Origin of the sequence: uncultured Salinisphaera sp. (assembly GCF_964012375.1) — a bacterium.
In the GTDB taxonomy this organism is placed as follows: domain Bacteria; phylum Pseudomonadota; class Gammaproteobacteria; order Nevskiales; family Salinisphaeraceae; genus Salinisphaera.
Genome location: NZ_CAXGSH010000018.1, coordinates 12,202 through 37,968, shown reverse-complemented (window position 1 = coordinate 37,968; position 25,767 = coordinate 12,202). Strand labels below are relative to the sequence as shown.

22 protein-coding genes and 1 pseudogene are annotated in these 25,767 nt (G+C 63.0%); 7 read left to right on the top strand and 16 right to left on the bottom strand.

Annotation, left to right across the window (positions count from 1 at the left end):
* The first annotated feature begins 60 nt into the window (after positions 1-60).
* The 3 genes from ABNU97_RS05130 to ABNU97_RS05120 all read left to right on the top strand — a co-directional run bounded on the left by ABNU97_RS05130 (position 61) and on the right by ABNU97_RS05120 (position 4,297).
* Entirely contained in the window at positions 61-1,227 is a 1,167-nt protein-coding gene (locus ABNU97_RS05130; RefSeq protein WP_348765673.1) for an acetyl-CoA acetyltransferase, read from the top strand.
* Positions 1,228-1,409: 182 nt separating this feature from the next.
* A complete protein-coding gene (locus ABNU97_RS05125) occupies positions 1,410-1,862 on the top strand; it encodes a hypothetical protein (protein ID WP_348765672.1) in 453 nt (150 codons plus the stop codon).
* A gap of 419 nt (positions 1,863-2,281) precedes the next feature.
* Complete coding sequence (locus tag ABNU97_RS05120) at positions 2,282-4,297, top strand: nitrate- and nitrite sensing domain-containing protein (protein ID WP_348765671.1); 2,016 nt, start codon at positions 2,282-2,284, stop codon at positions 4,295-4,297.
* 326 nt (positions 4,298-4,623) lie between these two features.
* On the opposite strand, the gene ABNU97_RS05115 is transcribed toward ABNU97_RS05120, so the two are convergent.
* From ABNU97_RS05115 to ABNU97_RS05105, 3 genes are all read right to left on the bottom strand, one after another.
* Entirely contained in the window at positions 4,624-5,784 is a 1,161-nt protein-coding gene (locus tag ABNU97_RS05115) for a diguanylate cyclase (protein ID WP_348765670.1), read from the bottom strand.
* A gap of 162 nt (positions 5,785-5,946) precedes the next feature.
* Positions 5,947-6,861: a bestrophin family ion channel gene (locus tag ABNU97_RS05110; RefSeq protein WP_348765669.1), complete on the bottom strand. Its 915-nt coding sequence runs from the start codon at positions 6,859-6,861 to the stop codon at positions 5,947-5,949.
* Between the two features lie 200 nt (positions 6,862-7,061).
* Complete coding sequence (locus ABNU97_RS05105) at positions 7,062-8,564, bottom strand: NAD(P)/FAD-dependent oxidoreductase (RefSeq protein ID WP_348765668.1); 1,503 nt, start codon at positions 8,562-8,564, stop codon at positions 7,062-7,064.
* Between the two features lie 539 nt (positions 8,565-9,103).
* On the opposite strand from ABNU97_RS05105, the gene ABNU97_RS05100 reads away from it, so the two are divergent.
* Positions 9,104-10,480 carry a PAS domain-containing methyl-accepting chemotaxis protein gene (locus ABNU97_RS05100; RefSeq protein WP_348765667.1) on the top strand — a complete coding sequence of 459 codons (1,377 nt, stop codon included), beginning with the start codon at positions 9,104-9,106 and terminating at the stop codon, positions 10,478-10,480.
* A 307-nt stretch (positions 10,481-10,787) separates the two neighbouring features.
* Here the strand turns inward: ABNU97_RS05100 and ABNU97_RS05095 are convergent.
* Positions 10,788-10,904: pseudogene (locus tag ABNU97_RS05095) on the bottom strand (MFS transporter); the annotation flags it as partial.
* A gap of 219 nt (positions 10,905-11,123) precedes the next feature.
* Between ABNU97_RS05095 and ABNU97_RS05090 the strand changes: the two are divergent.
* Positions 11,124-13,340, top strand: a complete 2,217-nt coding sequence (locus ABNU97_RS05090) for a saccharopine dehydrogenase NADP-binding domain-containing protein (RefSeq protein WP_348765666.1) — start codon at positions 11,124-11,126, stop codon at positions 13,338-13,340.
* A 236-nt stretch (positions 13,341-13,576) separates the two neighbouring features.
* Here the strand turns inward: ABNU97_RS05090 and ABNU97_RS05085 are convergent, their stop codons facing one another.
* The 12 genes from ABNU97_RS05085 to ABNU97_RS05030 form a co-directional block, all read right to left on the bottom strand.
* Positions 13,577-14,971, bottom strand: coding sequence for an amidase (locus ABNU97_RS05085; protein ID WP_348765665.1), 1,395 nt, complete (start codon positions 14,969-14,971; stop codon positions 13,577-13,579).
* Positions 14,968-15,168 (bottom strand): hypothetical protein, encoded by a 201-nt coding sequence (locus ABNU97_RS05080; protein WP_348765664.1) that lies wholly within the window; start codon positions 15,166-15,168, stop codon positions 14,968-14,970. Before ABNU97_RS05080 ends, ABNU97_RS05085 begins: the two co-directional genes overlap by 4 nt.
* 234 nt (positions 15,169-15,402) lie before the next feature.
* Positions 15,403-16,254 (bottom strand): hypothetical protein, encoded by an 852-nt coding sequence (locus ABNU97_RS05075; protein ID WP_348765663.1) that lies wholly within the window; start codon positions 16,252-16,254, stop codon positions 15,403-15,405.
* A gap of 173 nt (positions 16,255-16,427) precedes the next feature.
* Positions 16,428-17,765: a diguanylate cyclase gene (locus ABNU97_RS05070; RefSeq protein WP_348765662.1), complete on the bottom strand. Its 1,338-nt coding sequence runs from the start codon at positions 17,763-17,765 to the stop codon at positions 16,428-16,430.
* 432 nt (positions 17,766-18,197) lie between these two features.
* Positions 18,198-18,617, bottom strand: a complete 420-nt coding sequence (locus tag ABNU97_RS05065; protein ID WP_348765661.1) for a hypothetical protein — start codon at positions 18,615-18,617, stop codon at positions 18,198-18,200.
* An 18-nt stretch (positions 18,618-18,635) separates the two neighbouring features.
* Positions 18,636-18,995, bottom strand: coding sequence for a DUF971 domain-containing protein (locus ABNU97_RS05060; protein WP_348765660.1), 360 nt, complete (start codon positions 18,993-18,995; stop codon positions 18,636-18,638).
* Between the two features lie 117 nt (positions 18,996-19,112).
* Complete coding sequence (gene hslU / locus ABNU97_RS05055; protein WP_348765679.1) at positions 19,113-20,453, bottom strand: ATP-dependent protease ATPase subunit HslU; 1,341 nt, start codon at positions 20,451-20,453, stop codon at positions 19,113-19,115.
* Between the two features lie 64 nt (positions 20,454-20,517).
* Positions 20,518-21,060 (bottom strand): ATP-dependent protease subunit HslV, encoded by a 543-nt coding sequence (gene hslV / locus ABNU97_RS05050; protein WP_293623558.1) that lies wholly within the window; start codon positions 21,058-21,060, stop codon positions 20,518-20,520.
* A gap of 178 nt (positions 21,061-21,238) precedes the next feature.
* Positions 21,239-22,153, bottom strand: a complete 915-nt coding sequence (gene xerC, locus ABNU97_RS05045; RefSeq protein ID WP_348765659.1) for a tyrosine recombinase XerC — start codon at positions 22,151-22,153, stop codon at positions 21,239-21,241.
* A 25-nt stretch (positions 22,154-22,178) separates the two neighbouring features.
* Positions 22,179-22,907 (bottom strand): DUF484 family protein, encoded by a 729-nt coding sequence (locus ABNU97_RS05040; RefSeq protein ID WP_348765658.1) that lies wholly within the window; start codon positions 22,905-22,907, stop codon positions 22,179-22,181.
* 81 nt (positions 22,908-22,988) lie between these two features.
* Positions 22,989-23,831: a diaminopimelate epimerase gene (dapF, locus tag ABNU97_RS05035; RefSeq protein ID WP_348765657.1), complete on the bottom strand. Its 843-nt coding sequence runs from the start codon at positions 23,829-23,831 to the stop codon at positions 22,989-22,991.
* 7 nt (positions 23,832-23,838) lie between these two features.
* Positions 23,839-24,462, bottom strand: coding sequence for a copper chaperone PCu(A)C (locus tag ABNU97_RS05030; protein ID WP_348765656.1), 624 nt, complete (start codon positions 24,460-24,462; stop codon positions 23,839-23,841).
* Between the two features lie 62 nt (positions 24,463-24,524).
* Here ABNU97_RS05030 and ABNU97_RS05025 point away from each other — a divergent pair, with 62 nt between their 5' ends.
* The gene (locus ABNU97_RS05025; protein ID WP_348765655.1) at positions 24,525-24,959 is read left to right on the top strand and encodes a MerC domain-containing protein; all 435 of its coding nucleotides are present in this window, start codon (positions 24,525-24,527) and stop codon (positions 24,957-24,959) included.
* Positions 24,960-25,225: 266 nt separating this feature from the next.
* A complete protein-coding gene (locus tag ABNU97_RS05020) occupies positions 25,226-25,720 on the top strand; it encodes a Fur family transcriptional regulator (protein WP_348765654.1) in 495 nt (164 codons plus the stop codon).
* Positions 25,721-25,767: the final 47 nt, after the last annotated feature.

Here is a 25,767-nt window from a genome sequence, read left to right as displayed (position 1 = left end):
AACGGTCGGCATAAGCGCCCCGGTTTATGGCGTCTACCTGTCCAACCCGAGACATACAATATGAGCAATACAGTGGCGATCGTCGGCAGCGGCCATACGAAATTCGGCCGGCTCGACGACAATCTGGAAGCCCTGATCGTGGCGGCTACGCGCGAAGCAGTGGAAGAATCCGGCCTCGCGCCCGAGCAGATCGACGCGGTCTTTCTCGGCCATTTCAACTCCGGCATGGTCACCGACGGCTTTGCTGCATCGTTGATTCATCAGGCCTATCCAGAGCTGCGCTTCAAACCGGCCATGCGCGCTGAAAATGCCTGTGCCTCAGGCTCGGCGGCCATCCATGCCGGCATGAACACCATCCAGGCCGGCAAGGCGAAAACCGTGCTCGTGGTCGGCGCCGAGAAAATGACCCATCGCTCGACCGCCGATGTCACCACGGCCCTCGCCGGCGCCGGCTATCAGAACGACGACCATGAAAAGACGCTGAGCTTTCCGCAGGTGTTCGGCGTGGCCGCGAACCAGTACGCCGAACGCTATGCGAGCCCGCTCGATGCGATGGCGCATATCGCGGCCAAGAACCACCACAACGCCATGCGTAACCCGCTGGCCCATATGCAGAAGGAATTCTCTTTCGAGGCCTGCAGTCAGGTCAGCGACAAGAACCCCGAGATTGCCCCGCCGTTGCGCCTGACCGATTGCTCGCTGGTCACTGACGGCGCCGCCGCGATCGTGCTCACGGCTGGCGACAACGCCGCGAACTTCGATAACGCCGCCCGTTTTCGCTCGGCCGTACACGTAAGCGATTTTCTGCCCATGGGCCGTCGGGATTTCGTGGCCTTCGAAGGCCCGGAACGCGCCTTCGCCATGGCACTCGAACAGGCCGGCGTGGCGCTCGCCGATATCGACTTCGCCGAAGTCCACGACTGTTTCACCATTGCCGAGCTGCTCACCTACGAAGCCATGGGCCTCGCGCCCAAAGGCGAAGGCGCACGCGCGATCGAGGACGGCAGCGTCTACCGCGACGGCCGCCTGCCGGTGAATCTGTCCGGCGGACTGAAAGCGAAAGGCCATCCGGTGGGCGCGACCGGCGTATCCATGCATGCAATCGCCTATCGCCAGCTCACCGGCCGGGCCGGCGAGCTGCAGCTGCCCAACGCCAAGCTGGGGCTGATCTTCAACATGGGCGGCGCGGCGGTAGCGAACTACGTATCCGTGCTCGAAGCGGGTTAGCGGTTACCGCGTAGGTTCCGTACGACGGGCGGCGGCGCGAGCCGAATACCGAACTTCATGCAAAATCGACACTCGGTGATCGGCTGTTGCGCCAAACCACGCCCGGCGCTGGACATTATCCGCGTTTGAACATCGCGTTGCCGGCATCGATACTCTCGACAACCGTACAAGCAACGAACGCCATGAGTGAAGACGACCTGATCGAAGCCAACCCCTGCAAACTGCGTAACGGCGACTGGGGCTGCAAAACGCAAGAGCCCGTTCAGGTGGGCGATACGGTGCAGATCGTCACCCGGGCGAACAAGCAATGGCCGGCGCAGATCACCCAAGTGGTATGGACCGATGGACAGGTCTGTATTTGTGCGACCGCCAGCGAAAAGCAGCAATCCAACGGCACCGACGACGCCCAAAAGCCGCCGCGCAAGAAGCCGGCGCAGAAGAGCGGGCAGGCCGCGCCGACCGCCCCCGCCGCCCGGGCCGACGCGGCGGAAGAAAATGCGCCGCCGGCCCCGCCCCGCTTCGACGTACCGCCCACCGACGAACTCGATGCCATGGCCGACAGCGCGGCCGAACAGGGCGACGATGACGACGACCTGATGAACGCGCTCAGCGAGTTCGAGCGCGACCCCGGCTAAACGCTCGAGGCTCGTGCCAGCCTGACGCTCTGGCCGCCCGCCGGCTGGCATGAGCCGGCTAATGGAAAACACCACCGTGCGGGCCGGCCGCCGGCCGAGATGCGCGCCATGGTGTTTGACCGACTCTGACGGCCGCGCTGGCGAATGCATCGGCCCGAATCACGCAGCCACACGAAGCCAACCCACCACCTGATACAGCCGAGCCGGGCCGGGCAGCGACCCATGCGTGGGCGCGGTCGGCCCGGCCACGATACTTGCGCTATGCGCACAGCCAACGCGTAACGCATGCCAAGGCGATCTTAAAAAAAACAATCCTCCCGCCGATAGGAAGCCAGAATCTCGACATCCCTGCCACCAAAGACAGTGGACGAGCCGTTTGTTCATGGGCTCGGCACGCGTCCCCAATCTTTACGCGGACCATGAAACACTTACTGCATCGTATCGGTATCAGTCGCAAGTTCTTGCTGGCATTGAGCCTGCCCGCCTTGGCCATGCTCTACTTTGCCGTGACCGGCATCGTCGAACGCCAGCAACTCGTCGGCGAAATGAAGCGCCTGCAGTCGTTGACCGCCGTGGCCCAGCAGGCCGGCGGGCTGGTGCATCAACTTCAGCTCGAGCGCGGCATGACCGCTGGCTTTCTGGGCAGCGCCGGCCAGAGCTTCGACAACGAACTGCGCGAACAACGCCCGGCCGTCGATAGCGCGGTCAAGTCCTTCATCAATCAGCTCGCCGCCCTGGACGACAATCACCTAAGCGCCGCCATCCGCGACCGGATCGACGACGCTCGGCAACGCCTGAATGCGACCGCCGCCATGCGCAGCCGCGTGGATGCGCTGTCGGTACCACTGGCGGATGCGCTGGGCCACTACACGAGCACCAACGCCGCGCTCATCGGTCTTGCCGGCGAACTGGGCGATATGACCAGCGAAGCCCCGATCGCACGCGCGCTGTCCGCGTACTACAATCTGCTGGAAGCCAAGGATCTCGCCGGTATCGAGCGGGCCGTGCTGGCAAACGCATTCGCCGCGGACGCGATGCCGCCGGCGCTGTACCGGCGCTTTCTCAACCTCATCGGTTCCGAGAGCGCGTTCCTGAAAGCCTTCGACACGCTGGCTGCCCCGGCCATGCGCGACGCATATCAAACCGCCTTGTCCGGTCCCGAGATCGACCGTCTTGGTGGCCTGCGGCAACGCGCCATCGAGCGCGCTGACCAGGGCGGTTTCGGAGTGGATCCACAGCAGTGGTTCGACTGGCAAACGGTCAAGATCGGCCGGCTCAAGAGTGTGGAAGACACGGTTACCGCGGATATCGTCAGCATGGCCGAGGCCTTGCGCAGCCAGGCCCGAACCGACCTCTGGGCTTATGCCGCCATCGCGATTCTGGCATCGCTGCTGACGCTGGCGCTGACCACGGCCATCGTGCGCGCGATCGTAGGCCCGCTCAAACGTGCACTGCATGACATCACCCATCGCGATGGCGATCTGAGTCAGCGGCTGGCGGTGCCCGGCACCGACGAACTATCGCAGCTCTATCGCGCTTTCAACGAGGCGACCGAAAGCACCGCCCAGCTGGTGCGAAACATTCAGCGCAGCGCCCTGTCGGTGGAAGTGGCCAGCGGTGAAATCTCCCAGGGCAATCAGGATCTGGCGCAACGAACCGAGCAGCAGTCGGCCTCCATCGAGGAAACCGCTGCCAGCCTTGAGGAAATCAACGCCACGGTCCGCCACACGGCCGAAAACGCGGGCGAGGCCCAGCGTCTGTCCGAAGACGTGTCCGAGCAGGCCTCGCAGGCGCGCGCGATCGCCGACAACGCACGCAAGGCGATGAACGATATCCATAGCGCCAACCAGGAAGTCACCGACATCGTCGAAGCGATCGACGGCATCGCCTTCCAGACCAACCTGCTGGCCCTGAACGCCTCGGTAGAGGCGGCCCGGGCCGGTGAACACGGCCGCGGCTTTGCCGTGGTTGCCTCGGAAGTACGCCAGCTCGCCAGCCGCAGCGCGAACGAAGCCCAGCGTATCCGCCAGTTGATCGAACGCAACGTATCGACCATCGATACGGGCAACAGGCTGGTGGGCGATACGCACACCACGTTGACGGATATCGCCTCGCGTATCCGCCAGGTTGCCGCACTGGTGACCGATATATCGAGCGCCACGAACGAACAGTCGCAAGGGATCGAACAGATCAACCAGGCCATTGCGCAGCTGGAATCGGTGACGCAGCAGAACTCGGCCCTGGTGGAACAGGTGGCTGCGGCCAGCAAGTCGCTCGACGAGCAGGCGGTAGAGATGACCCGCGAAGTCGGCCAGTTTACGGTCGACGAGCAAGCACCGGCCCACACGGACGCCACCCACACGCATGGTTCGCCCGTAGCGACGTCCCGCGCGCCGTCCGGCGGCATGGCGGGCGCACTCGCGCTGGGCAGCTAGCGCTGACGCAGGCCAGGGGCGACGGCGCCGATCCGCGAAGTGCGGTCGGCGCTTTTTTATGCGGCCGGTTTATGCGACCAGGCCGTGCAGGCCCCTTCGAACACCCGGCGTACCCGGGCCGACGGCCCGCCCGCTGCCGGGGCTGGCGTGACCGCGACGACGAGCCCATGGCCTGGCGTTATCGACGACTAAGACAGGCATTCGGTTCGGACACGGCGGCTGGGCCTGCATGACCCGACGCGGGCGTCGGTCTTGGCGCGTGCTCCGCGGGCCGCCAAGCCGGCGTTACACCGACGCTGGCGCGCCCCTTTGCGCGGCCGTCTGAACTAGTCGCCCAGAAAGCCGCTCTCCGTGCGATTGCGGCCGAGACTCTTGGCGCGATACAAGGCTTGGTCGGCGGCATCGATCGGTTCCCGTTTGGGCGCGCCGGGCGTCCAGTCGAGCGTATCGAACCGGCTGTAGCCGACGCTCACGGTGACGATGCCGAACGCGTCGGGGCGATAGGCATGCTCGATTGCCAGTGCTTCGACGGCGGCTCGCAGCCGCTCGGCCGCCGACCGGATATAGGCCGCGTCGGCCTGCGGCAACAGGATCATGAATTCTTCACCGCCGTAGCGCGCCACTATGTCGAAATCGCAGCGCGTGGCACCACGCAGGGCAGTGCCTATGGCATGCAGCGTTCTGTCGCCAAGCAGATGGCCGTAGTGGTCGTTGTAGAGCTTGAAATAGTCGATATCGCATAGCACGACGCCGACGGTCGCATCGGGCGTCTGCGACCAGCGCACCAGAAAGGCATCCACGGCGCGACGATTGGGCAACTCGGTGAGCGCATCGGTCGCACTCAGACGCTCGAGTTCCCGATTCGTCCGTCGCAGGCTCTGCTCGACGACGTCAATCTGATGCCGAAACAACAGCATGAAGGCGCTGATCAAAGCGACGGCGGCGGCCGCACTGAAGCCGAACGCCACGGAACGCGCCGTATCGGGCACGAGCAACGGCACCGTGCCGTTGCCGAAATACTGATCGCAGATCCAGAACAGCAGCACGTTGGCAAACGCCAGCGCGCCGATCGTCGTGGCCCGGGCCCGTTCGAACAACAGCGGCAGAATGCTTACGATCGTGAAGTAGAACAGGTGTACGCCCAGACCACGGCCCAGATACCAGGTCACAACCGCGAGTTGGATCATCGCGACTAAGACGACGAAATTGCGTGCCGAATCGTGCCGGCGACGGTGGTTGGCCCGCAGTGTCCACAGATAGCCCGACATGATCACGACATTGCTGGCGAACACCGGCGCATAATAGGTAAACGCCGTACAGGCATAGAACAGCTGATAAGGCAGGGTTGTCACGGCACCGAACACGGCGAGCTGATTGCTGAGCATGATTCGCCGTCGCATGGCCGGATCGGTGTCGCGGGCCCCGATCTTCCAGAGTTTGGCCAACCATTTCAGCATTGTATCGGGGCCGCCGTCCTTGGCCGGCATTGAAGGTGTTCGCGCGGGTATCGGCCGCACGCGATCCGCCGCAGGCCAAGCCAGACCACGGCTGCGCAGGGTGCGGCGCTATGCATGCCACCGCTGTCTTATCGGTATCGGCCGATGCGGGCAGAACCTGATCACGCCGCGCCTCGTTTCAACGGCAAGCGCCTACCAAAGAACGCCTTTAACCGGCTGGGTCGCCGGCGGGGCCGGCCTGTCGATCGATTCCATGAGATCGATTTCGATGGTGGTACACATGGCCTCGAGCGGCAGATCGTGCGCGTTGTTGGCAAACGGATCGACCAGTTCATCGCCGATGTGCAGGGCGGCCAGAAACATCAGCGCGACCAGCGACGAGCCGATGGGCGTGAATATGCCCAGATACGGCGCGATGCCAATGGGCAGCAGGATACAGAAAAGGCGTACGAACAGCTGCGGGAAAAACCGATACTGCATGGGCAGCGGCGTTTTCTTGATGCGCTCCATACCGCCCTGCGAATTGGCGATATCAACATTCACCGCTTCCATGCGCGACTGCTGGATCGTATCGATATAGCCGTGCGCCAGCGCCTGGCCGGCCAGACGCCCGTTTTCGTTGAGCAGGGCGTTGGCCGCATTGGTGTAGGCAAGCACGCGTTCGGCCCGCTCGGGCGGCAGCAGCCGATAGGCCGGCTCCGAGCGATCCGTACCGCGCAGCTGGCAGCGCAGGATATGCACGTAGGCGGCCTGATTGACCACCATCGCCTCACGCAGCTCGCGTGCCCGTGCATCGGCCGAGTCGATACACGACAGGGCCAGGCGCGTGATATTGCGGGACGCGTTGATCATCAGCCCCCACAGCACCCGGCCTTCCCACCAGCGCGCATACGCCGAGTTCGATCGAAACCCCAGAAACAGCACGATGACCGTGCCGAACAGGGTGAGCGTGGTTCGCGACAAGGCCGACGACTGAAATTCCTGGTAGCGCTCGGGCTGGGCGAAATACAACAGCGTAATCAGCACGTCCCAGATGAACATCAGCAGCAGCGGCCACCAGATGCCTTTCAGGATATGACGGAAGCCCGGAATGGTGGGAATGATCATTGTTCAGGCGCGCACCTCGGGGCGATCGCTAAATGGCAACGGGCGATCGCGCTGCGGCGCAGCAATCAATCGCGGTCGACTTACTTGCTTGACCGCGAATAGGCGCGCTCGTTCGCCTCGCCCGGCAAATCACCGGATCTCCAACGCGGCCCAAGGTTCGCCGCAGGTCGCTTCGAGCGCTCCAGCGCCTGCGTTCGCGCTTACACTAGCCGATGGTCGTCGCGCTTGAAGTTCTCGGCCATGCGACGGTAGGTGAACGTAAAGCCCGGGAACATAGCCGTCACGCGACCGGAAGCGCTCTTGTACCAGCTGTTACAGCCGCCGGTATGCCAGACGGTCTGCGCCATTTCGTCATGAATCTTCGCGGTATAACGCGCCTCGGCTTCGGGCGTGACCTCGATCTGGCCGGCGTCGCTTTTGAGCACCTTCTCCACGCACTGGATGATGTATTTCAGCTGCGATTCGATCATGAAGATATGCGAGGTATGGCCGATGCCGGTATTCGGCCCCGTGCCGATGAACAGATTGGGAAAACCCGGAATTGCGGTGCCGAGATAGGCCCGCGGATAGTCGGCCCAGAAATCGGCGAGCGTCTTGCCGTGGCGACCGATCACGGGGTAGGAAATCATGCCGTCGGTTGCGTCGTAGCCGGTAGACCAGACGATACAGTCCAGATCGATTGCTTCGCCCTGCTTCGTGCGAATACCCGTTTCGGTGACTTCTTCGATGCCGTCTTGCGCGTCGTGCAGGGTGACGTTGTCACGCATGAGCGCCGGGTAGAGCGTGTTCGAGAGAATGATGCGCTTGCAGCCGATGGTGAAATCCGGCGTAAGCCTGGCGCGCAGCGCCTCATCCGGCACCTGTTCTTCGAGATGCTTGTCGGCCTTTCGCTGGGCGATGAGGTTGAGCATGGTGCGCGAATACTTGAAACCGATGATGCGCGACTCCAGCCCCCAGTAGATCGCGGTGCGTACCGCCTTGTAGACCGGCTTGATCGCCAAAAGCCGCCGCGTGAGCGCGCCGAACTTGCGGTCCGGTCGCGGAATGACCCAGTGCGGGCTACGCTGGAACACGTGCAGCTCGGCGACGTCGGGCGCGATGGCCGGAATGATCTGGGCCGCGCTCGCGCCGCTGCCGATGATGGCCAGGCGTTTGCCGCGGTGATCGAAGTCGTGGTTCCAGTCGTTGGTATGAAAGCTTTCGCCCTCGAAGCGCTCACGCCCCGGAAAATTCGGGATGACAGGCGTCGATAGCGGCCCGGACGCGTTGATGAGCACGCGTGCGCGAATCGCGGGCCGGTCGGCCACCTGGATATGCCAGACGCCCTCGTCCTCCTGCCAGGCCACCTGTTCGACGTTGTGAGACAGACGGGTTTTCTCGCGCAGGCCGTATTTGTCGATGACGTGTGCGGTGTATTCGGCCAGCTCCTCGCGCTCGGCGAACATCTGCGTCCAGGGCCAGGGCTCGAACGACAACGAATACAACGGCGACTGCACATCCACGGCCGCGCCGGGATAGCTGTTCTGCTGCCAGGTGCCGCCCATGAAGTCGCGCCGCTCGAGCATCAGGAAGTCGTCGATATCGCGGCGCAGGAGGTTCACCGCCGTAGCCTGGCCGCCAAAACCCGTGCCGATGATGACGACCGGCCAGATGCGTTCTTCAATCGAACCGGCGCCGGCGGTCGCAGTATCGCTGGTATCCATTCACGTTCTCCATGCTTGTTAGAGGCCAAGTCGCTCAGCCGCTCAATGCCACATGGTCAGCTTACAGCGTCCACAAACCGGCTCAGACCGAAGGATCGCACCGACCCGCTTGAGCTTCAGACGGCACCGCCGGTCCAGGGCTCTACTCATACGATGGCCTGCGTTCTGCCGCCGCCTTGACCGCTTTGGCTTTGCCTCGACAAAGGCAGCCCAGCGCGATGGCCCGTCGTACACCCGGCGGTCGCCACGCCCGCATCATCATGCCGGAGCGTCACAGTTCGACTGAGTGCCGAGTGCTGCCATTTTATCGAGACTTCTAGCCTCAGCAGGCGCCTTCTACACTTCTCTAACTGCATTCTGGCGCCAGTCTGACGGATTTTTCTCAAGTATTGCTCGCGGCGAGCCGATGTTGCCGTCATGCGCCCAATAAAACTCATATACCCAGAACGGGCAGCGGCGCCTAACGGGGAGAAAAAGACGTGTTCAAATCGGAGGCAGCTTGCCATAAAACCGCGCTAATCAAGGCTATTCATCGATCCATGGCCGTGATCGAATTCGATCCGCAGGGCAAGATCCTGTGCGCCAATAGCGCGTTTCTGGAAACCACCGGTTATGACGCCGAGTCGATCATCGGCCAGCATCACAGCCTGCTTTGTTCTCGGGAATACGCACAAAGCGCGGATTACGCAGCGTTCTGGGCGCGGCTCCGCGAAGGCGAGTTCGTCAACGGCCGCTGCGAACGTTTGACCCAGGCTGGCGAGCGCCTGTGGCTGGAGGCTTCTTACAACCCTATCCACGACCGGCGCGGGCGCGTCGTTCGCGTGATCAAGATCGCAACCGACATCACGGCGAAGGTTAACGAAGAACAGGAAGTCAGCCGGCGGCTGCGGGCTATCAACCGCTCCATGGCGGTCATCGAATTTACGCCGAGTGGGCAAATCCTGACCGCCAACGACAACTTTCTGGCCACCGTGGGTTATACGCTGGATGAGATCGTCGGTGCTCATCATCGCATCTTCTGCGGTCGCGAGTTGGCCAGTAGCGCCCAATATCGCGATTTCTGGGCACGACTCAACGAAGGCAAGTTCATGGCGGGGCAATTCAAACGCTACGACCACGCCGGCCGGGTGCTGTGGCTGGAAGCCACCTACAACCCGATCTTTGACGAAGACGGCCAACTCTACAAAATCATCAAATTCGCCAGCGACATCACCGAGCGGGTCGACCGCGAAAGCGAAAGCATACGCACCGCCTGCCGTATTTCCGCCGACACCGAAACCGAAGCCGGCGCCGGCCAGCGCGTTATCGACGACACGGTGTGTGAAATCCGCAGCATGGCCGATCAGATCAGCGTCACCTCGAACCTGCTCGGCGAACTGGCCGGGCAGACGGACGCCATCACGGTCATCGTGGAAACCATTCGCTCGATTGCGTCGCAAACGAATATGCTTTCGCTGAACGCAGCCGTCGAAGCTGCACGAGCCGGCGAGCACGGCCGCGGCTTTTCCGTGGTGGCCCACGAAGTACGCCAGCTGGCGCACAGAACCGCCGAAGCGGCGAGCGAAATTTCCGAGATGATCGGCAAGCTGCAGACGCTTTCCGGCGACGCCACGGCCAGCATGCAAAACTGTCGCGGCAGCGTCGATCGAGGCGTCGATATGGCCCGCCATGCCGGCGAGGCCATCGTGCGCATTAGCGACTGCACCAACGGGCTGGTTACCGCGGTGCGCAACATGGCCACCACCGCAAATCTCGATGATGCGAAAGCGCTACACCAGGGAAGACCCTGTAGTTCATCCCCTCCACAGACGCGGCCGCCGCGCGCAGCCGCGAACCACGATGAGATCAGCGACGCTGACGCCGCCGCCAAAGCGCCAGGCGGTGAGGAATCGAATACCGTGCGCATCGCCTCGTAACGGCCGTATCAATTCTTCGCTATTGCGAGACGATCAAGGTAACGCTTGCCAGACCAACGAATCCGGCGCCGGGCCCCGGACACCGCGTGCACCCATCAAGCAGCCGGTCCAAGTGCATAGCTGGTGACATCTCAGTTTCGTTAATCTCGAAATAGGGTCAGTTTTTGACCCCTGTCAAAACTGCCATACCTCGTCTGCGGATCACTCGGCCGACGTATCGCCAAGATCGCGCTACGAGCTAGAACATAACCGTGCACGGACGACGCGCCATCTGCGTCGAAGCCTGACAGGCACTACGACCTGGGCATAGAGTGAGGCCAGCCAATAGGCGCCCGGTGGCGGTAGCCGACCAGCCCGGCTGCACATATAACGGCGGCAGCCATGCAAGCACCCGCGCATAGGCCGAGGTGCCGCCCCCAATAAAGAACGCAGGCGCCACGCCCGGGAAGTCGAACAACGCCGTCGATGCCTCTCCCGTCTTGTGGATTCGATCAACCGAGAGCACGAGAAATAGCAACGGCGACATCTGCTACGCGTGTTTTGAGGGGCGCGGCATATCCGCCGACGGTTTCACCGCAAAAACCCCTCGTTGCGAACTGTCACACGAGCAGACCTAGACAAAAGTAGTATGTTCGCTTAATTATTGCCCACGAAAACGCTTGGCTTATCTCGCGCCTCGAGAGGCTCTGGAGCACCGCTGCCGTGTCGCGGTCGGAACTTGAACCCACCGTCTCCAGGACAAGCAGGCGCCGGTGATCGTAAGACCTCGCGCCCAGAGCAAGTTGTTCGCACAAGAAAACGGACTGGGGAGCTGGCTTTGAAACACGTCATTTCCGTCTCGATGGGCCCGTCCGCGCAGGACTATTCCCTTAAAACCAAATTTTTGGGTAAGGACTTCACCGTCACCCGCCAGGGCGCGGACGGCGACGCGGATCGCGCCTGGGATCTGCTGCGCCGCGCGCAGTCCCACGCCGATGCGGTGGGGCTGGGTCTGATCCGCGACTACTGCGACGTGGGCACACGGCGTTTCGTGGATAAAGACAAGCTGCTGAAGGTGGTAACACGGGTACCGGCGACCACCGGCGCGCATCTGCGTCGCATGCTGCAGCTGCGCGCGGTGCGCCATGTGCACAAGACGTTGGGCAGCTACTTCAACAACAGCCGGGTGTTGTTCATGTCCGGCAGCTTGAACTACGACATCGCCGTCGAGATGTCGCATTACACGCCCAATTTGAGTTTTGCCGACGCGCTGTTACAGACGGGCACGCCCACCATGTTGTCGTCTTTGGCACAGCTGGAACTGTTCGCCACTGGCAGCGCCATGGCCAACGGCATCTGGGCGACACGCAAGCTAGGTGCAGTGCTGCCCAGGCTGGCGAAGATCAAGCAGCGCCTGCTGGCCCAGGAATTGGCCAAGTCGCATGTGATTGTCGGCGCGATCGAGGATATCCGCTCCTTTGCTGGCGACGGCAATCTAAAGGGCAAGACCCTGCTCAGCTCGGCGATCGATGAACAGAGCCTGGCCTGGCTGAAGGCACAGGAGGTCAATCTCGCGATCGATATCTGCCCGCAGCCGTTCAAGCAAGTGGTCGACGTCGACGTGATCGAGGCGATGATCCTCGCGGCGACCGAGCTTGAGCCGCAGGAGCTCTCGGACGAAACACGGGCCGGCATCATCGACGAGCTGGAGCTCACCGCGCAGCTGCTGCACCCCACCGGGCACTTCCGCAACGTGCGCCGTTTCGCGTTCATTATCCATCCGCTCAGCCAGCAAGCGATCCGGAAGGGCTTACCGCTGCTACCGAAATCCACACCCAAGCGCCTGATGGATCAGGTCGAAAAAGCCGCTGCCATGTTGCCGCCCATGGAGTACTGCAAGATGACGAACATCATCTCGCCGACCGGCGCGCAAGCGGAGGGCTGGCTGATTGCGGTAGGTGGCACGCCCAAGGAGATGCTCGCCCGTAGCCCGGAATTCACCTATCGCCGGCTGCTCGCGGCCGCGGACAAGGCACAGAAGATGGGCGCCCAGATCATCGGCCTGGGCGCATTCACGAAGGTTGTCGGTGACGCGGGCATGACCGTGGCCCAGCGCGCGAACCTGCCGGTGACCACCGGCAATAGTTACTCGGCGTCCGGCGCGCTCTGGGCCGCCGCCGACGCGATGCGCCGCATGGGCCTGGTGGAAGCGCCGAAAGGTGGCCGCGTACAGGCCAAGGCCATGGTGATCGGCGCGACCGGCTCGATCGGCTCGGTGAGCGCGCGCCTGCTGGCGATGACGTTCGACGAGGTCTATCTCGCCGGCCGCGATCAGGACAAGCTCGAGGTGCTGAAGGCATCCATCCTCGAAGAGACGCCCGAGGCGAAAGTGGTCGCGGCGGCCGACTACGAGGGGCATTTAGCCGAGATGGATATGATCGTCACCACGACCTCGGGCGCCGGCAAGAAGGTGCTGGACATCACCGCGGTCAAACCCGGCTGCGTAATCACCGACGTGGCCCGCCCGCTCGACCTGCCGCCCGAGGAATGCGCCAAGCGCCCGGACGTTCTGGTGATCGAATCCGGCGAAATCGAACTGCCCTCCAAGGTCCGCGGAATGCGCGATATCGCCCTGCCGGAAAACATCGTTTATGCCTGTCTCGCAGAGACCATCGTGCTGGCGTTGGAAGGCCGCTTCGAAGCGTTCACGGTCGGCCGCGATACCGAGTGGCGCAAGGTCAAGGAGATTTACAAGCTCGGCCTCAAGCACGGCATGAAGCTGGCCCCTATCGCGGGCGTGAACGGCGTTTATACGGACGAGGATATCGCCAGGGTCGTCGAGCTGGCGCGCGAACGGCGCAAGACCTGGGCGTCCGGCTAGGGGCTGCGACCAGACTGGCCGAACATCTCGCGATATCTGGCGCGATCTCTGGCGACAGGATGCTTCATCCCGGATTGCGGAAACCGATTAGCCCAAGGCTTTGAGCCGGCGCCACGAATTCGACATACAACACCCGAATGACCCTTCATCGCGGGGCAGTACAGCTTCATCGGGATAGCCAGTGGCGGCGCGGCTCAAGAACCGGATCGTTGTCGCCGCGCCGCCTGAACCTGTACTCAGATACCCGGGCGGCGTTGGTGCCAATCCGTCGCCGCCTCGTAGGCCGCACCCAGACGCAACACCGTGGATTCGTCGAAGGGACGACCGATCGCCTGGAAACCAATCGGCAAGCCGTTTTCGGTGAAACCGCAGGGAACGCTCATGGCCGGCAGCCCGGTGACGTTGCCGGGTACGGCAAAGCGTGTATAGGCCGACATCAGCGATTCTTCGCGGCCGTTGGGCCAGGTGACGGACTCGGTGCCTGCAGTGACCGCCGGGGCCGTGGTGGTCGGTGCGACGATGACATCGACCTGCTGGTAGAGCTGGCTGAATTGCTGCTGGATGAGATGGCGCACGCGCTGGGCACGAATATAGGCCGTTGCCGGCACGAGTTCGCCCGCCTCGAGCAGCACGCGCACGTCGTCGTTATACAGCTCGGCCTTCTCGCGCAGCATATCGCGATGATAATCGCTGGCTTCGGGCATCATGATGCCGAACTCCACAGGCACGAACTGATCGGCCATGGGCAGTTCGACCTCGACCAGTTCGGCCCCGAGTGCCTGAAGCTGCTCGTAGGCCTGGCGCACCGCGGCTTCGATTTCGGTGTCGACCCGGTCGAAGAAATAGTTCGTCGGCACGCCGACGCGTAGACCCTGGATGCCGTTGTGCAGGCCGGCCAGATAATCTGGCACCGGCTCGTTGACGCTGCCGGGGTCGCGCGGGTCGTAGCCGGCCAACGCCTGCAGCGAAAGCGCCGCGTCTTCGACCGTACGCGTCAAAGGCCCGGCATGATCCAGCCCCCAGGAAAGCGAGGTGATGCCAACGCGGCTGACACGCCCAAATGTCGGCTTCAGGCCCACGGTGCCGCACAAGCCGGCCGGAATGCGAATGGAGCCGCCGGTATCGCTGCCCATGGCCATGAACGCCCCGGCCGAAGCCACGGTGGCACCGGAGCCGCCGCTGGAACCGCCCGGCGTGCGCTCGGTATCCCACGGGTTGCGCGTGGTCGGCGTGCTGATGCCGTAGGCGAATTCGTGGGTATGGGTCTTGCCGAGAATCACCGCCCCGGCCTGCTTCAGCCGTTCGGCGGCGGCGCTGTCGGTCGTCGGCGTCCAGTCTTCACGCACGCGCGACGAGGCGGTCGTGGGCACATTCGCCAGATCGTAGAGGTCCTTGAGGGCCACCGGCACGCCGTGCAACGGCCCACGCCAGTCGCCGGCAGCAATCTCCTGTTCGGCCTGGCGGGCAGCAGCACGGGCCTCGTCGGCCAATACGCGCACGTAGGCATTGAGCTTGGGCTCGGTGGCTTCGATGCGTTCGAGGCAGGCCTCGACGGCGTCCACCGGCGACAGGTCGCGGGCCTTGAGTTTGGCGCCGAGCTCGGCAGCAGACAGCGAAAGTATATCGTTCATCGTTCTGCCTCCCAACGCGCATCGAAGGAATGAACCGGCACCGTTTCATCCACCTCTACGTCGTATAGGCGATCGAGCTGTTGCAGCACGCCGTCGAGCACTGGCCGCAACACTTCACGGCGCTCGGGCGAGAGTTCCAGCGCGGCCGCGGCGGCGAGCGTTTGCAAACGGGCATCATCCAGGGGCGGTCGAGACATCGCTAACCTCATATCGCTAAAGCAGTTCCTGTGAAACTACTACGCACAAAAATTGCGGTAAAGCGCGATGAGGACGTATCAGCGGCGCGCTTACGCTAACCCCGCTCGTCACCGCCGAAGCCCAGCAAGCGCGATCGACAGCCGGCGCGTCATCCGGGCGTCGGGCGGATAATTCAAAAAGCGTTGTCGCAATTACGACTCGTCACACCGGCCCAGCCTTGCCCACCACAGCGCCTACGCTTTGCCGGCGAGCCGTTCGCCGTAGCTGCTGGGCCTGAAGTTCGGGTCCAGCCGCTTACGCACGGCCAAGTAGAGCTTGTTGATCAGGTAACAGCCCAGCGCGACGATCGCGAAATCGGCGAGCAACGCCAGGAACAGAACCATGAACCCCGTTTGCAGCCATTGTTCGGTCGGGAAAAAATAGAGATACCCCGACGCCCCGATGACAATGCAGCTGATCACACCCGCGAACGTGCTTATGCTCTCGCGAATCAAGTAGTGGCGGCCATGCCGATTAAACACGGTATCGATATCAATATAATCGGCGAGATAAACAACGAGCGCTTCCTTGTTCGTGTCAACGCTTTCGCCGCCCGCTTTCTGCTTCGAGCGGGTTTCGATAAAAATGACGTCCAACTCGGTTTCGCGATACCCGTTTTTCTCGTTAGCGACAAAAGAAAGCAACGACGTGAACGGCGGCAACCAGAGCGTGATGTCTCCGACGAAGAACTCTTCTGCTCGTGAATTCTTGACGCGATGCGTGATGTAGGTGACGGGGCCTTTCACGGTGCACACGGTATCGCCCAGGACAGCACGTTTTCTTAGCCCCTGCCTGCCAATCCCCCGGCCGGCGTATATACCGATACCGATGGTCGGTATCCCCACAAACAATGTGGCCGGAACTCCCCCGCGACTCAGCACGAACGGTAGCGCCGCAATCAGCAGGCACGCCATGGCCAGGAGAAAGCCGCCAACCACAACATAAGCACGAAGCTGGAGATGTTTGAGCAGCAATACCTGCTTCGCATACGTTCGTTCATTGGCCGTGATCTGCCGCTCACCCTGAACAGTCACACGTGCGTTCATACCAATTCCTTCTCATCCGCTGCACCATGCGTCGGCCGGCTGAATGTTGCCATGGTTCGGGTATCGCGGCGCAGCGAGCCATATGGCCACGGCAGGCAGATATGTTGTCGGTGACGACGCGCGCCGTCAGCGCTGCACCCACGGCTCTGGCATTCAACGCCCGAGGGGGACGATCAACCGGTGTCGGCGTCTGGCGGGGTTGCGCGCGGCGTCTTCTTTTCGGCGTACATGGCCTGATCGGCCCGGCGCAGTAGGTCCTCGGCTCGTTTGCCATCCTGTGGGTAAACTGCGACACCGATACTCACGCCCACATGCAGACGCTGGCCCGATGCATCGAACGGCCGGCACAGCGCGATGCGTAAATTCGCCGCCACGCTTTCGGCTTCCGCAGGCGTGCGTAAATTCTCAAGCAGCACGACGAACTCGTCCCCGCCCAGACGCGCCACGAGGCTGGTTTCGCGCACGCTATGGCACAGGCGCCGGGCCGCAAGTTCGAGCAACGTGTCGCCCAGGGCATGGCCGTATCTATCGTTGACGTGCTTGAAGCCGTCCAGATCAAGATAGAGCACCGCCAGCCCGTTCGGTTTCGTGCCGGGGGAATTCAGCGCCGCGCGCAGGCGTTCGTAGAAGACTTCGCGGTTGGCCAGACCAGTGAGTCCATCGTATCGGGCCATATATTCCAGACGCTGAAACAGGCGCTTGCGCACGATGGCCTGGGCCACCTGGGTGGATACGAACTGCAACAGCTCGCGATCATTTTCGTCGTAGTACTGGCTGTCGCTATAGCTTTTCACCACCAGCGCGCCGATGGTGCCGTTGCCGCTGGTAAGCGGCACGCCCAACCAGGAGTGTTCGCCGTCCCAATCCGGCATGTCGTGCGGCGCCTCGTCCTCCAGCGCATCGGGCTGGGCCGGCAGCAACAGCTCGCGACCGTGGCGGATGAGCTGGCCGCATAGCGTATCCGCGCTCAGCCGGGCCGGCGCCGGCGGGCTGACGCGCTCGTCAATATGGTAGATATAACTCAGCTCGTCGCGGTCCACATCATGCAGGGCCACCGAGAAATTTTCGGCCGGCATGAGCGTGCTAATGACGGCGTGGATACGTGCCGACAGATCCGTCAGGTCGGCCGACAGATGCGCCGCTTCCGAAATCGCATAGACCGCGGCCTGGCGTTGTTGCGCCTGTTTGAGCGCCGTCACGTCCCGTGCCACGCCAATGCGTACCTCATCGACGTCCGACCAGCGTGCCGTCCACATGATGTGCGCGATTCCGCCGTCCTTACGGCGATAGCGATTCTCGAAATGGGTTTCGATGCCGCCGCGCATTACTCGCGTGGCTGCTGCCCGGGTCCGCTCGCGATCCTCTTCGAGCACCAGATCGAGCATACGCACCCCGACCAACTCGGCCGGCGTGTAACCAAAGATCCGTTCACAGGCCGCGCTCGCGGACACGAACCGGCCTTCCGCATCGACGACGCAAATCGCGTCCAGCAGTAGATCTGCGTAGTCCATGCGGTCCCCTCGCAAAACCGGCAGCCCACGGCCCGAATCGCATCGGGCCAGCACACAACGTTCGATCCTGTACGCCGACGCGACTCACAGGCAACGCGCGCCAGGCGACGGGAAGAACACTACCCCTCCTCGTCAGGGTAATTACGGAGTGTAGAGGAGTTACGGGAGCGGCGTCGGAATGAGAATCAGGCGCTTACTTTTCCGCGGGGGCAACGGATACTTAGGCACCGTATGGTTCGAAATAGGTCGAAACTTTTCGATGTGTGGCGCGAGCGCGCCGCTAGAGATAGTTCGTTCGCGCTGATAACGAACTACGAGAACGGTCAAATTCGCCTCGTCGGTGATTCCTAACAGGGCGAAATCGGCGGGGCTGCCGAAGTGTATGACGCGTTCACGCAATACGGCGTTTCTTCGGACGCCTTGCTGCAGGACCTAGGTAGAGCAGCGACCGTACTTGAACGCCCCCGGCGCGGCGTCCTTGCCGTATTCGCGGCGTATGAGCGTCTGGCCGTTGTCTTGCACGTCCAGGGCCATGTCGCGCTGCCAGGTCATGCCTTCGCCGGTGAAATCGAAGCTCGCGCGCAGGTGCGTCGCATCGATCTCGCCCAGCGTCGCGGTGGCTTCGTAGAAGCGCATCTTCTTTTCGCCGATCACCAGCAGGCCCTTGGCATCGCTGCGGCCCGGCTCACAGTCGGCCGGCACCAGGCCCCAACGGCCCTGGATTGCCTCGGGGATAATCTCGGCTTTGGGCGTATCGGCCGTCGGCGGCACATTGCTTTGGGGCGCTGGTCCGGTCGTCGCGCAGGCGGTGAGTAGTATTGCGGCGACAAGCGCCACAATCGATGAACGCATGGTCCTATCCGTAAACGTTCAATGCCAGAGTTTATCCCGCGAGGCTTCGGCCTTTTCCAGCCGGCCGAGGTATTCCTTCCAGTTCTCTTCGTACTGATCGCCGAGTTCGCGCAGCGTCTGCCAGGAGAAGATGCCGGTGTTGTGGCCATCGTCGAAGTAGAGCTGGATGGCGTAGTTGCCGACCGGTTCGATCTTTTCCACGCCGACGTCGCGCTTGCCGGTGACCAGCTGCATGGGGCCGCCGTGGCCGCGTACTTCCGCCGAGGGCGAGTACACACGCAGGTATTCCAACGGCAGCTTGTAGTTCGCGCCGTCGGGGAATTCGACCTCCAGAACCTTTGATTTCTGGTGCAGGGTGATGTCGGTGGGTGCATCCATGGCGTTCGCCTTGGTTGAGGACATGAAAAAGCCGGGACAGGATAAACCCGCCCCGGCTCGTTCGAGCAATGCCGCACTCGAGACCGACCTGTCGGACTCGAGCATAGCGCGCCCGCGTTACAGGATGTAGCGCGACAGGTCTTCGTCGGCCGCCAGATCCTTGAGCTTGGAGTCGACGTATTCGGCGTCGACCTTGAGCGTTTCACCGGCCTTGTCCGGGCCTTCGAAGGAGATTTCCTCCATCAGCCGTTCCATGACGGTATGCAGGCGCCGGGCGCCGATGTTCTCGGTGCCTTCGTTGACCTTGAAGGCCATCTCGGCGATGCGGTGCACGCCGTCGTCGGTGAACTCGATGGTTACGCCTTCGGTGTTCATCAACGCGCCGTACTGTTCGGTGAGCGAGCAGTGCGGCTCGGTGAGGATGCGCACGAAGTCTTCGGCCTTGAGCGCGTCGAGTTCGACCCGAATCGGCAGACGGCCCTGCAGCTCGGGGATCAGGTCCGAGGGCTTGGCCACATGGAACGCACCCGAGGCGATGAACAGGATATGGTCGGTCTTGACCATCCCGTACTTGGTGGACACGGTCGAGCCTTCCACCAGCGGCAGCAGGTCGCGCTGCACGCCTTCGCGCGACACATCGCCGCCGGACGAGCCGCCCGCATCGGAGCGCTTGCAGACCTTGTCGATCTCGTCGATAAAGACGATGCCCGAGTTCTCCACCTGATCGATGGCCTGGGTCTTGATCTGCTCTTCGTCGACCAGCTTGGCGGCCTCTTCGTCCACGATCTGACGGTAGGCGTCCTTGATCTTGATCTTCTTGCGCTTGGTCTTGTCGCCCTTCATGTTCTGGAACATGGACTGGAGCTGGTTGGTCATCTCCTCCATGCCCGGGGGCGCCATGATCTCGAAGCTCTGGCCGCCCTGCTGCAGCTCCAGCTCGATTTCCTTGTCGTCGAGCTTGCCTTCGCGCAGGCGCTTGCGAAATACCTGACGCGTGGCGGTGGACTCGACCGCCTTTTGGTCGGATTCGCCGGCTTCTTCCCAGCTGCTGGGCTTGGGCAGCAGCGCATCGAGAATGCGTTCTTCGGCGGCGTCTTCGGCCTTGATCCGCACGGCCTTCTTGGCGGCTTCGCGCGTCATCTTGATGGCCACTTCCACCAGATCGCGGATGATGGAATCCACTTCCTTGCCGACATAGCCCACTTCCGTGAACTTGGTCGCCTCGATCTTGGTGAACGGGGCATTGGCAAGCTTGGCCAGCCGGCGCGCGATTTCGGTCTTGCCGACGCCGGTCGGGCCGATCATGAGAATGTTCTTGGGCGTGATCTCGCCGCGGATGGATTCATCCAGCTGCATGCGCCGCCAGCGGTTGCGCAGCGCGATGGCGACCGAGCGCTTGGCTTCGCCCTGGCCGATGATATGGCGGTCGAGTTCGGCCACGATCTCGCGCGGCGTCATTTCGTGGCGCGGCAACGCAGCGGTTTGTTCGCGGTTGTCGTCGGCCATGGTCTCGGAGGCTGTATCAGACATTGTCCAGCACCTCGACGGTGATGTGGTGATTGGTATAGATGCAGGTATCGGCTGCGATATGCATCGCGGTTTCGGCGATAGTGGGCGCATCCATGTCGGTATGTTCGACCAGCGCGCGACCCGCGGCCTGGGCATAGGAGCCACCCGAGCCGATCGCCATGCAGGCGAATTCCGGCTCCATGACGTCGCCGTTGCCGGAAATCATCAGCGTGGCGGTTTCGTCGGCCACCAGCAGCAGCGCTTCCAGGCGCCGCAGCGCGCGGTCGGTACGCCAGTCCTTGGCCATTTCCACCGCGGCTTTGACGAGCTGGCCGCCGTGTTCCTGAAGCTTGCCTTCAAAACGCTCGAACAGCGTGAAGGCGTCGGCCGTGCCGCCTGCAAAGCCGGCGAGCACCTTGTCGTTATAGAGCCGGCGCACCTTGCGCGCATTGCCCTTGAACATGGTGTCGCCCATGGAAACCTGGCCATCGCCGGCCAGGGCCACCTTGCCGTTATGGCGTACGGCGAGAATTGTTGTGCCGTCGAATTGTTTCAAAGCGTTTGCCCTGCGTTGACGTCGATCTGTTTCGAGTTGGGGCCATGCGCGAGCCGATTCAAGCGATCGTCTCGCGGGGCCGTTCGGCCACCGTTCAGCTTAGCGGTCAAAGCGCATGCAGGGCGTTGTACAAAGGTCGGAGTCGGCGCTGGGGGCGGAGAAGCCGCTCGGGCTGAAGCTAAGCCTCGTCGGAATCGGCGCGGCGACCGGCGCGCGGGTGGGCAGCATCGTAGACCTTGGCCAGATGGGCGAAGTCCAGATGGGTATAGATCTGGGTGGTGCCGATATTGGCGTGGCCCAGCAGTTCCTGGACCGCGCGCAGGTCGGCGCTGGATTCGAGCAGATGGGTGGCAAAGGAATGGCGCAGCTTGTGCGGGTGCAGATGCACGGGCAGACCGTGCTGTTGCGCCCAGCGCTGCATGCGGGCGGCCACGCTCGAACGCGACAGCCGGCTGCCGCGCTGGGAGACGAACAGTGCGGTTTCGTTGGCTGCGGCCAGCTGCGGGCGGACCTTGAGCCAATTTCGAAGTGCGGCGATCGCCCGCGAGCCGATCGGCACGCTGCGCTGGCGCGAACCCTTGCCGAGCACGCGCGCCTCACCCGCGGCCATATCCACGTCGCTGATATCCAGGCCTACGGCTTCGGCCAGACGCACGCCGGCAGAGTAGAACAGCTCCAGCAGGGCATGGTCGCGAATTTCGAGATCGTCTTCGGGGGTCACGTCGAGCATCGCGGCCAGATCGTCGACGTCCACGGTTTCCGGCAGGCGTACCGGGCGTTTGGGCGCGCGCACGTCGGTGGCCGGGTTGCGTCGGGCCAGACCCTCGCGCATCTGCCAGACATAGAAGCTGCGCAGCGCGGAAACCAGCCGGGCCAGACTGGCCGGCTTCAGGCCGGCGCGATGACGGCCGGCCACGAACTCGCGCAGATCGGCGGTGGTGATACGGCCCCAGTCCGTCAGCCCCCGCTCCTGCAGCCAGCCAGCGGCACTGCCCAGATCGCGTGCATAGGCGGACTGGGTATGCGCGGACATACGCCGTTCATGGGCGAGATGAGCCAGAAAGGCATCGACCCGGTCAGTGAGCGCGCTCACGGTGTGATCGGTGCCCGAATCAAGTCTAGGGCAACGCGTCGCGGCCGAGCAGGCGTTGCAGCGCGGCGGTGACGAGTTCGCCCGTCAGTTCCAGAAACAGCGTGCCCACCTCCGGCACGAAGCGATCGCCCTTGCGGCTGGCCAGCACCAGGGCCCCGTGCACGCCGCGCGCGCCCAGCGGAATCATGGCTGCGCTCGCCATGGCCGGCGCATCGTTGCTGCGCGTGGCAAACAGCGCTTCGGACTGCTGTTCGGAGATCGGCCCGCAGATCGGCTTGCCGCGGCGATAGACGTTGGTGAGCGCCTTGCCGGCAGGACTTTCGTCGGTAATCGCATGGATCTGGCCATCGGCCAGGGCTTCGACATCGGCGGCCGTGCCCGACAGCCCGACATAGATATCGTCCACGTCCAGATGCTGTTGCAGGCATTGCGTAAGTTGCGGCACCAGTTCGGCCGCGCTCTGCACGGTGACAAGCACCTTGGCCATGCGATTGAGCTGGACCACGCGCTGTTCGTTGTCGCGGGCGGTTTCCACCAGGTCGTTGAAGCGGGCCTGCAGCTGGCGGTTGGTGGTGCGCAGGCCGGCAACCTGGCGCTCGATCAGCGAAACCGCGTTGCCGCTGTCGTGGGACACCTCCAGCGCTTCCAACACCGCCGGATAGCGGTCGATCAGGCCCGGGTGTGCCTGCAGGTAGGCTGCAACTTCGGCTTCATCCAGGGCCGGCGCTGGCGTTTGTTTTTCGGCTTCGTTCATGTCGGAGCATCTCGTCCAAGAGGTGTAAAAGTGCCCGTTTCCAGGCAACGCACGAATCGCGCCATGCCGCGGCTATTCGTTTCAACCGCCCGCCTTCGACGATACCAGTTCGCCGTCGAATACGCGCTCGGCCGGCCCACTCAAATATACCTGCCTACCCTCACCAGCCCAGTCCACGGTTGCCGTGCCGCCGGGCAGCTCGACGGCCACGCTGGGTTCGAGCACACCGGCGCGCATACCCACGATTGCCGCAGCGGCCGCGCCGCTGCCACAGGCCAGCGTTTCGCCGGCGCCGCGCTCGTAGACCCGCAGCCGAATATGCTGCGGCGTGACGACCTGCATAAAGCCCACGTTCACCCGCTCGGGAAAGGCCGGATGGCTTTCCAGCGCGGGGCCGACAGACTCGACATCGGCGCTATCGATATCATCTACGCGTAAAACCGCGTGCGGGTTGCCGATCGAGAGCGCCGCGAAACGTATCGTACGCCCGGCGACATCGTCGAGCCGGTATTCATCGGCCGTATCGAAGCCGCTCAAGGGGATATCGGCCGGGTCGAACGCGGGTATACCGAGCGCCACGCGATAGTGTTCGTCGCCGAGGCTTTCCAGCACCATCTGGCCGTCGCGCACATCGACCACGATCTCGTGCTTGTCGGTCAGCCCCTGCTCGCGCACATAGCGCGCAAAGCAGCGTGCCCCGTTGCCGCACTGGCCGGATTCGCTACCGTCCGAGTTGAGAATGCGATAGCCGAAATCGGCGTTGGCGCTACGCGCCGCTTCCACGATGAGAATCTGGTCGCAGCCGATACCGAAATGCCGATCGGCAATCGCCCGGGCGGAGACTTCGTCGAGGGACACCGGCGCCTGCGTGCCGTCGAGCACCACGAAGTCGTTGCCCAGACCGTGCATCTTGGTAAAACGCATGAGCTTCCTATTCGGCGCTGGCCGAGTCTTCGTTGGCGCTGCCGGCATTGTCGCTGTCCTCGGACAGCGCCGGTTCGTCGTTTTCGTGCGCGGCATCGCCGTGATTCATGTCGCCCATGTCGTGCCCATCGTGCTGCATCTGTTCGTCCGGGCCGTCCGCGCGCACGGTGGCGGCCACCGGCAGCTCGGCCTGATCGGCACCGCAGGCCAGCACCAGCTCGACCTGGTCGCCGGCGGCATAGGCCTGGCTGGGCGAGAACAGCATCACGTGACGCCCGCCGGCTTCAAAGGCAACCTCTTCGCCTGGTGCCACCACCACGCGCTCGATCGGCTGCATGCTCGCCTGGCCATCGTCGTTGACCACGGTTTCGTGCATTTCGGCGCGGTCGAACTGGGTACTGGACACGCCATTGACCACCACCTTGTCTTCGCCGTCGTTGACGAGGGTGAAATAGGCGCCCATCACGTCCGCGCCTTGGGGCGCGGCACGCACCCACGGCTCATCCACGCGCAGCGCGCCGCAGTCGGGCGCCTCGGCCGTGCCGCAGGCCACGAGCGGCAGCGACAGTACGCCGGTCACGGTAAACAGCAGCCACCGCCGTGCCTGTTGCCCGATAAATGTCTGTCCCATCGCTTGCTCCGCTTAAAATGTTATATACTAACGATTGAATATTTTTCGTTCAGGGCATCGCCGTGAGCCTAGGCTCGTCTTCCAATGTTACCGGCAAACTCGACAAGGCCGCAGTCATCCTTTCGGGCATCTGTCTGGTTCATTGCCTGGTGCTTCCGCTGCTGATCGCGCTGTTCCCGGTGTTCGGGTTTTCCTTCGTTTCGCATACCACTTTCCACCAGATCATTCTGGTGGTGGTTGTGCCCACCACCGCCATCGCGCTCGGCATGGGGTATTGGCGCCATCGGCACGCGAGCGTGCCGGCGCTGGGCGTGTTCGGCGTGTTGATGCTGGTGCTGGCCGCATTCGGCGCCCATGCGCTGGGCGCAGAAAGCCTAGAGCGCGGGGTGACGGTTGTCGGTGGCTTGCTGCTGGCCGCGGCCCATATCCAGAATTATCGACTCACACGCAGCAATCACTGCCCCCATCATGAACGTGCACACGTATCGGGTGTCTAGGGCCTGTTAACGCTAATGAAATCGTCGCGCCGCGCTCTATTTTTTCGCAAGACAAGGCGCAGTACGCGTTGTGTAGCGAGGCTACATGAGCGCGCTGCAACGCCGGATTGCGAAAAAATAGCGCGCGTCCCTTCGGATTGCGCCCAAAATCCTGCCATACGGCGTTGCGCGGCTTGTCTGCCACGATTTTGAGCAGCAACGCGGCGATTGTCATTAGGGTTAACAGACCCTAGCCTTTTAGACTCGAAGCGTGCACGCTCGCATTTATGATTGAAGCCCCCGCGAACTCCGTATTCGATGCCAGCGGCCACGACCACGGTGCCTGTATCCACGATGCCCTGGCCCGCGCCGAAACGCTTTGTGCGCAAAAGGGGCTGCGCCTGACCGCGATTCGTCGCCGCGTGCTTGAACTGATCTGGGAAAATCACCGGCCCACCAAGGCCTACGATCTGCTCAATTCGATCAACGCCGAACGCGGCAACGCAGCCCCGCCCACGGTCTATCGCGCGCTGGATTTCCTGCTCGATGCCGGTCTCGTTCACAAGATCGAATCGCTCAACGCCTTCATCGGCTGCGACGCCGCCCATGGCGACGGCCATCCGAAGTTTCTGATCTGTCGGGCCTGCGAGCGCGTGGCCGAAATCCCCAGTCCGGCCGTGGACACCGCCCTGGCACGCGAGGCCAAGCGCGCCGGTTTCACCATCGATCACGAAACCATCGAAATCGGCGGCACCTGTGCCGCCTGTGCGCAACGCGACTGACGCCCACTTTCGCCTGGCGCATGCAACGGCTGGCCGCGAACCGCCCC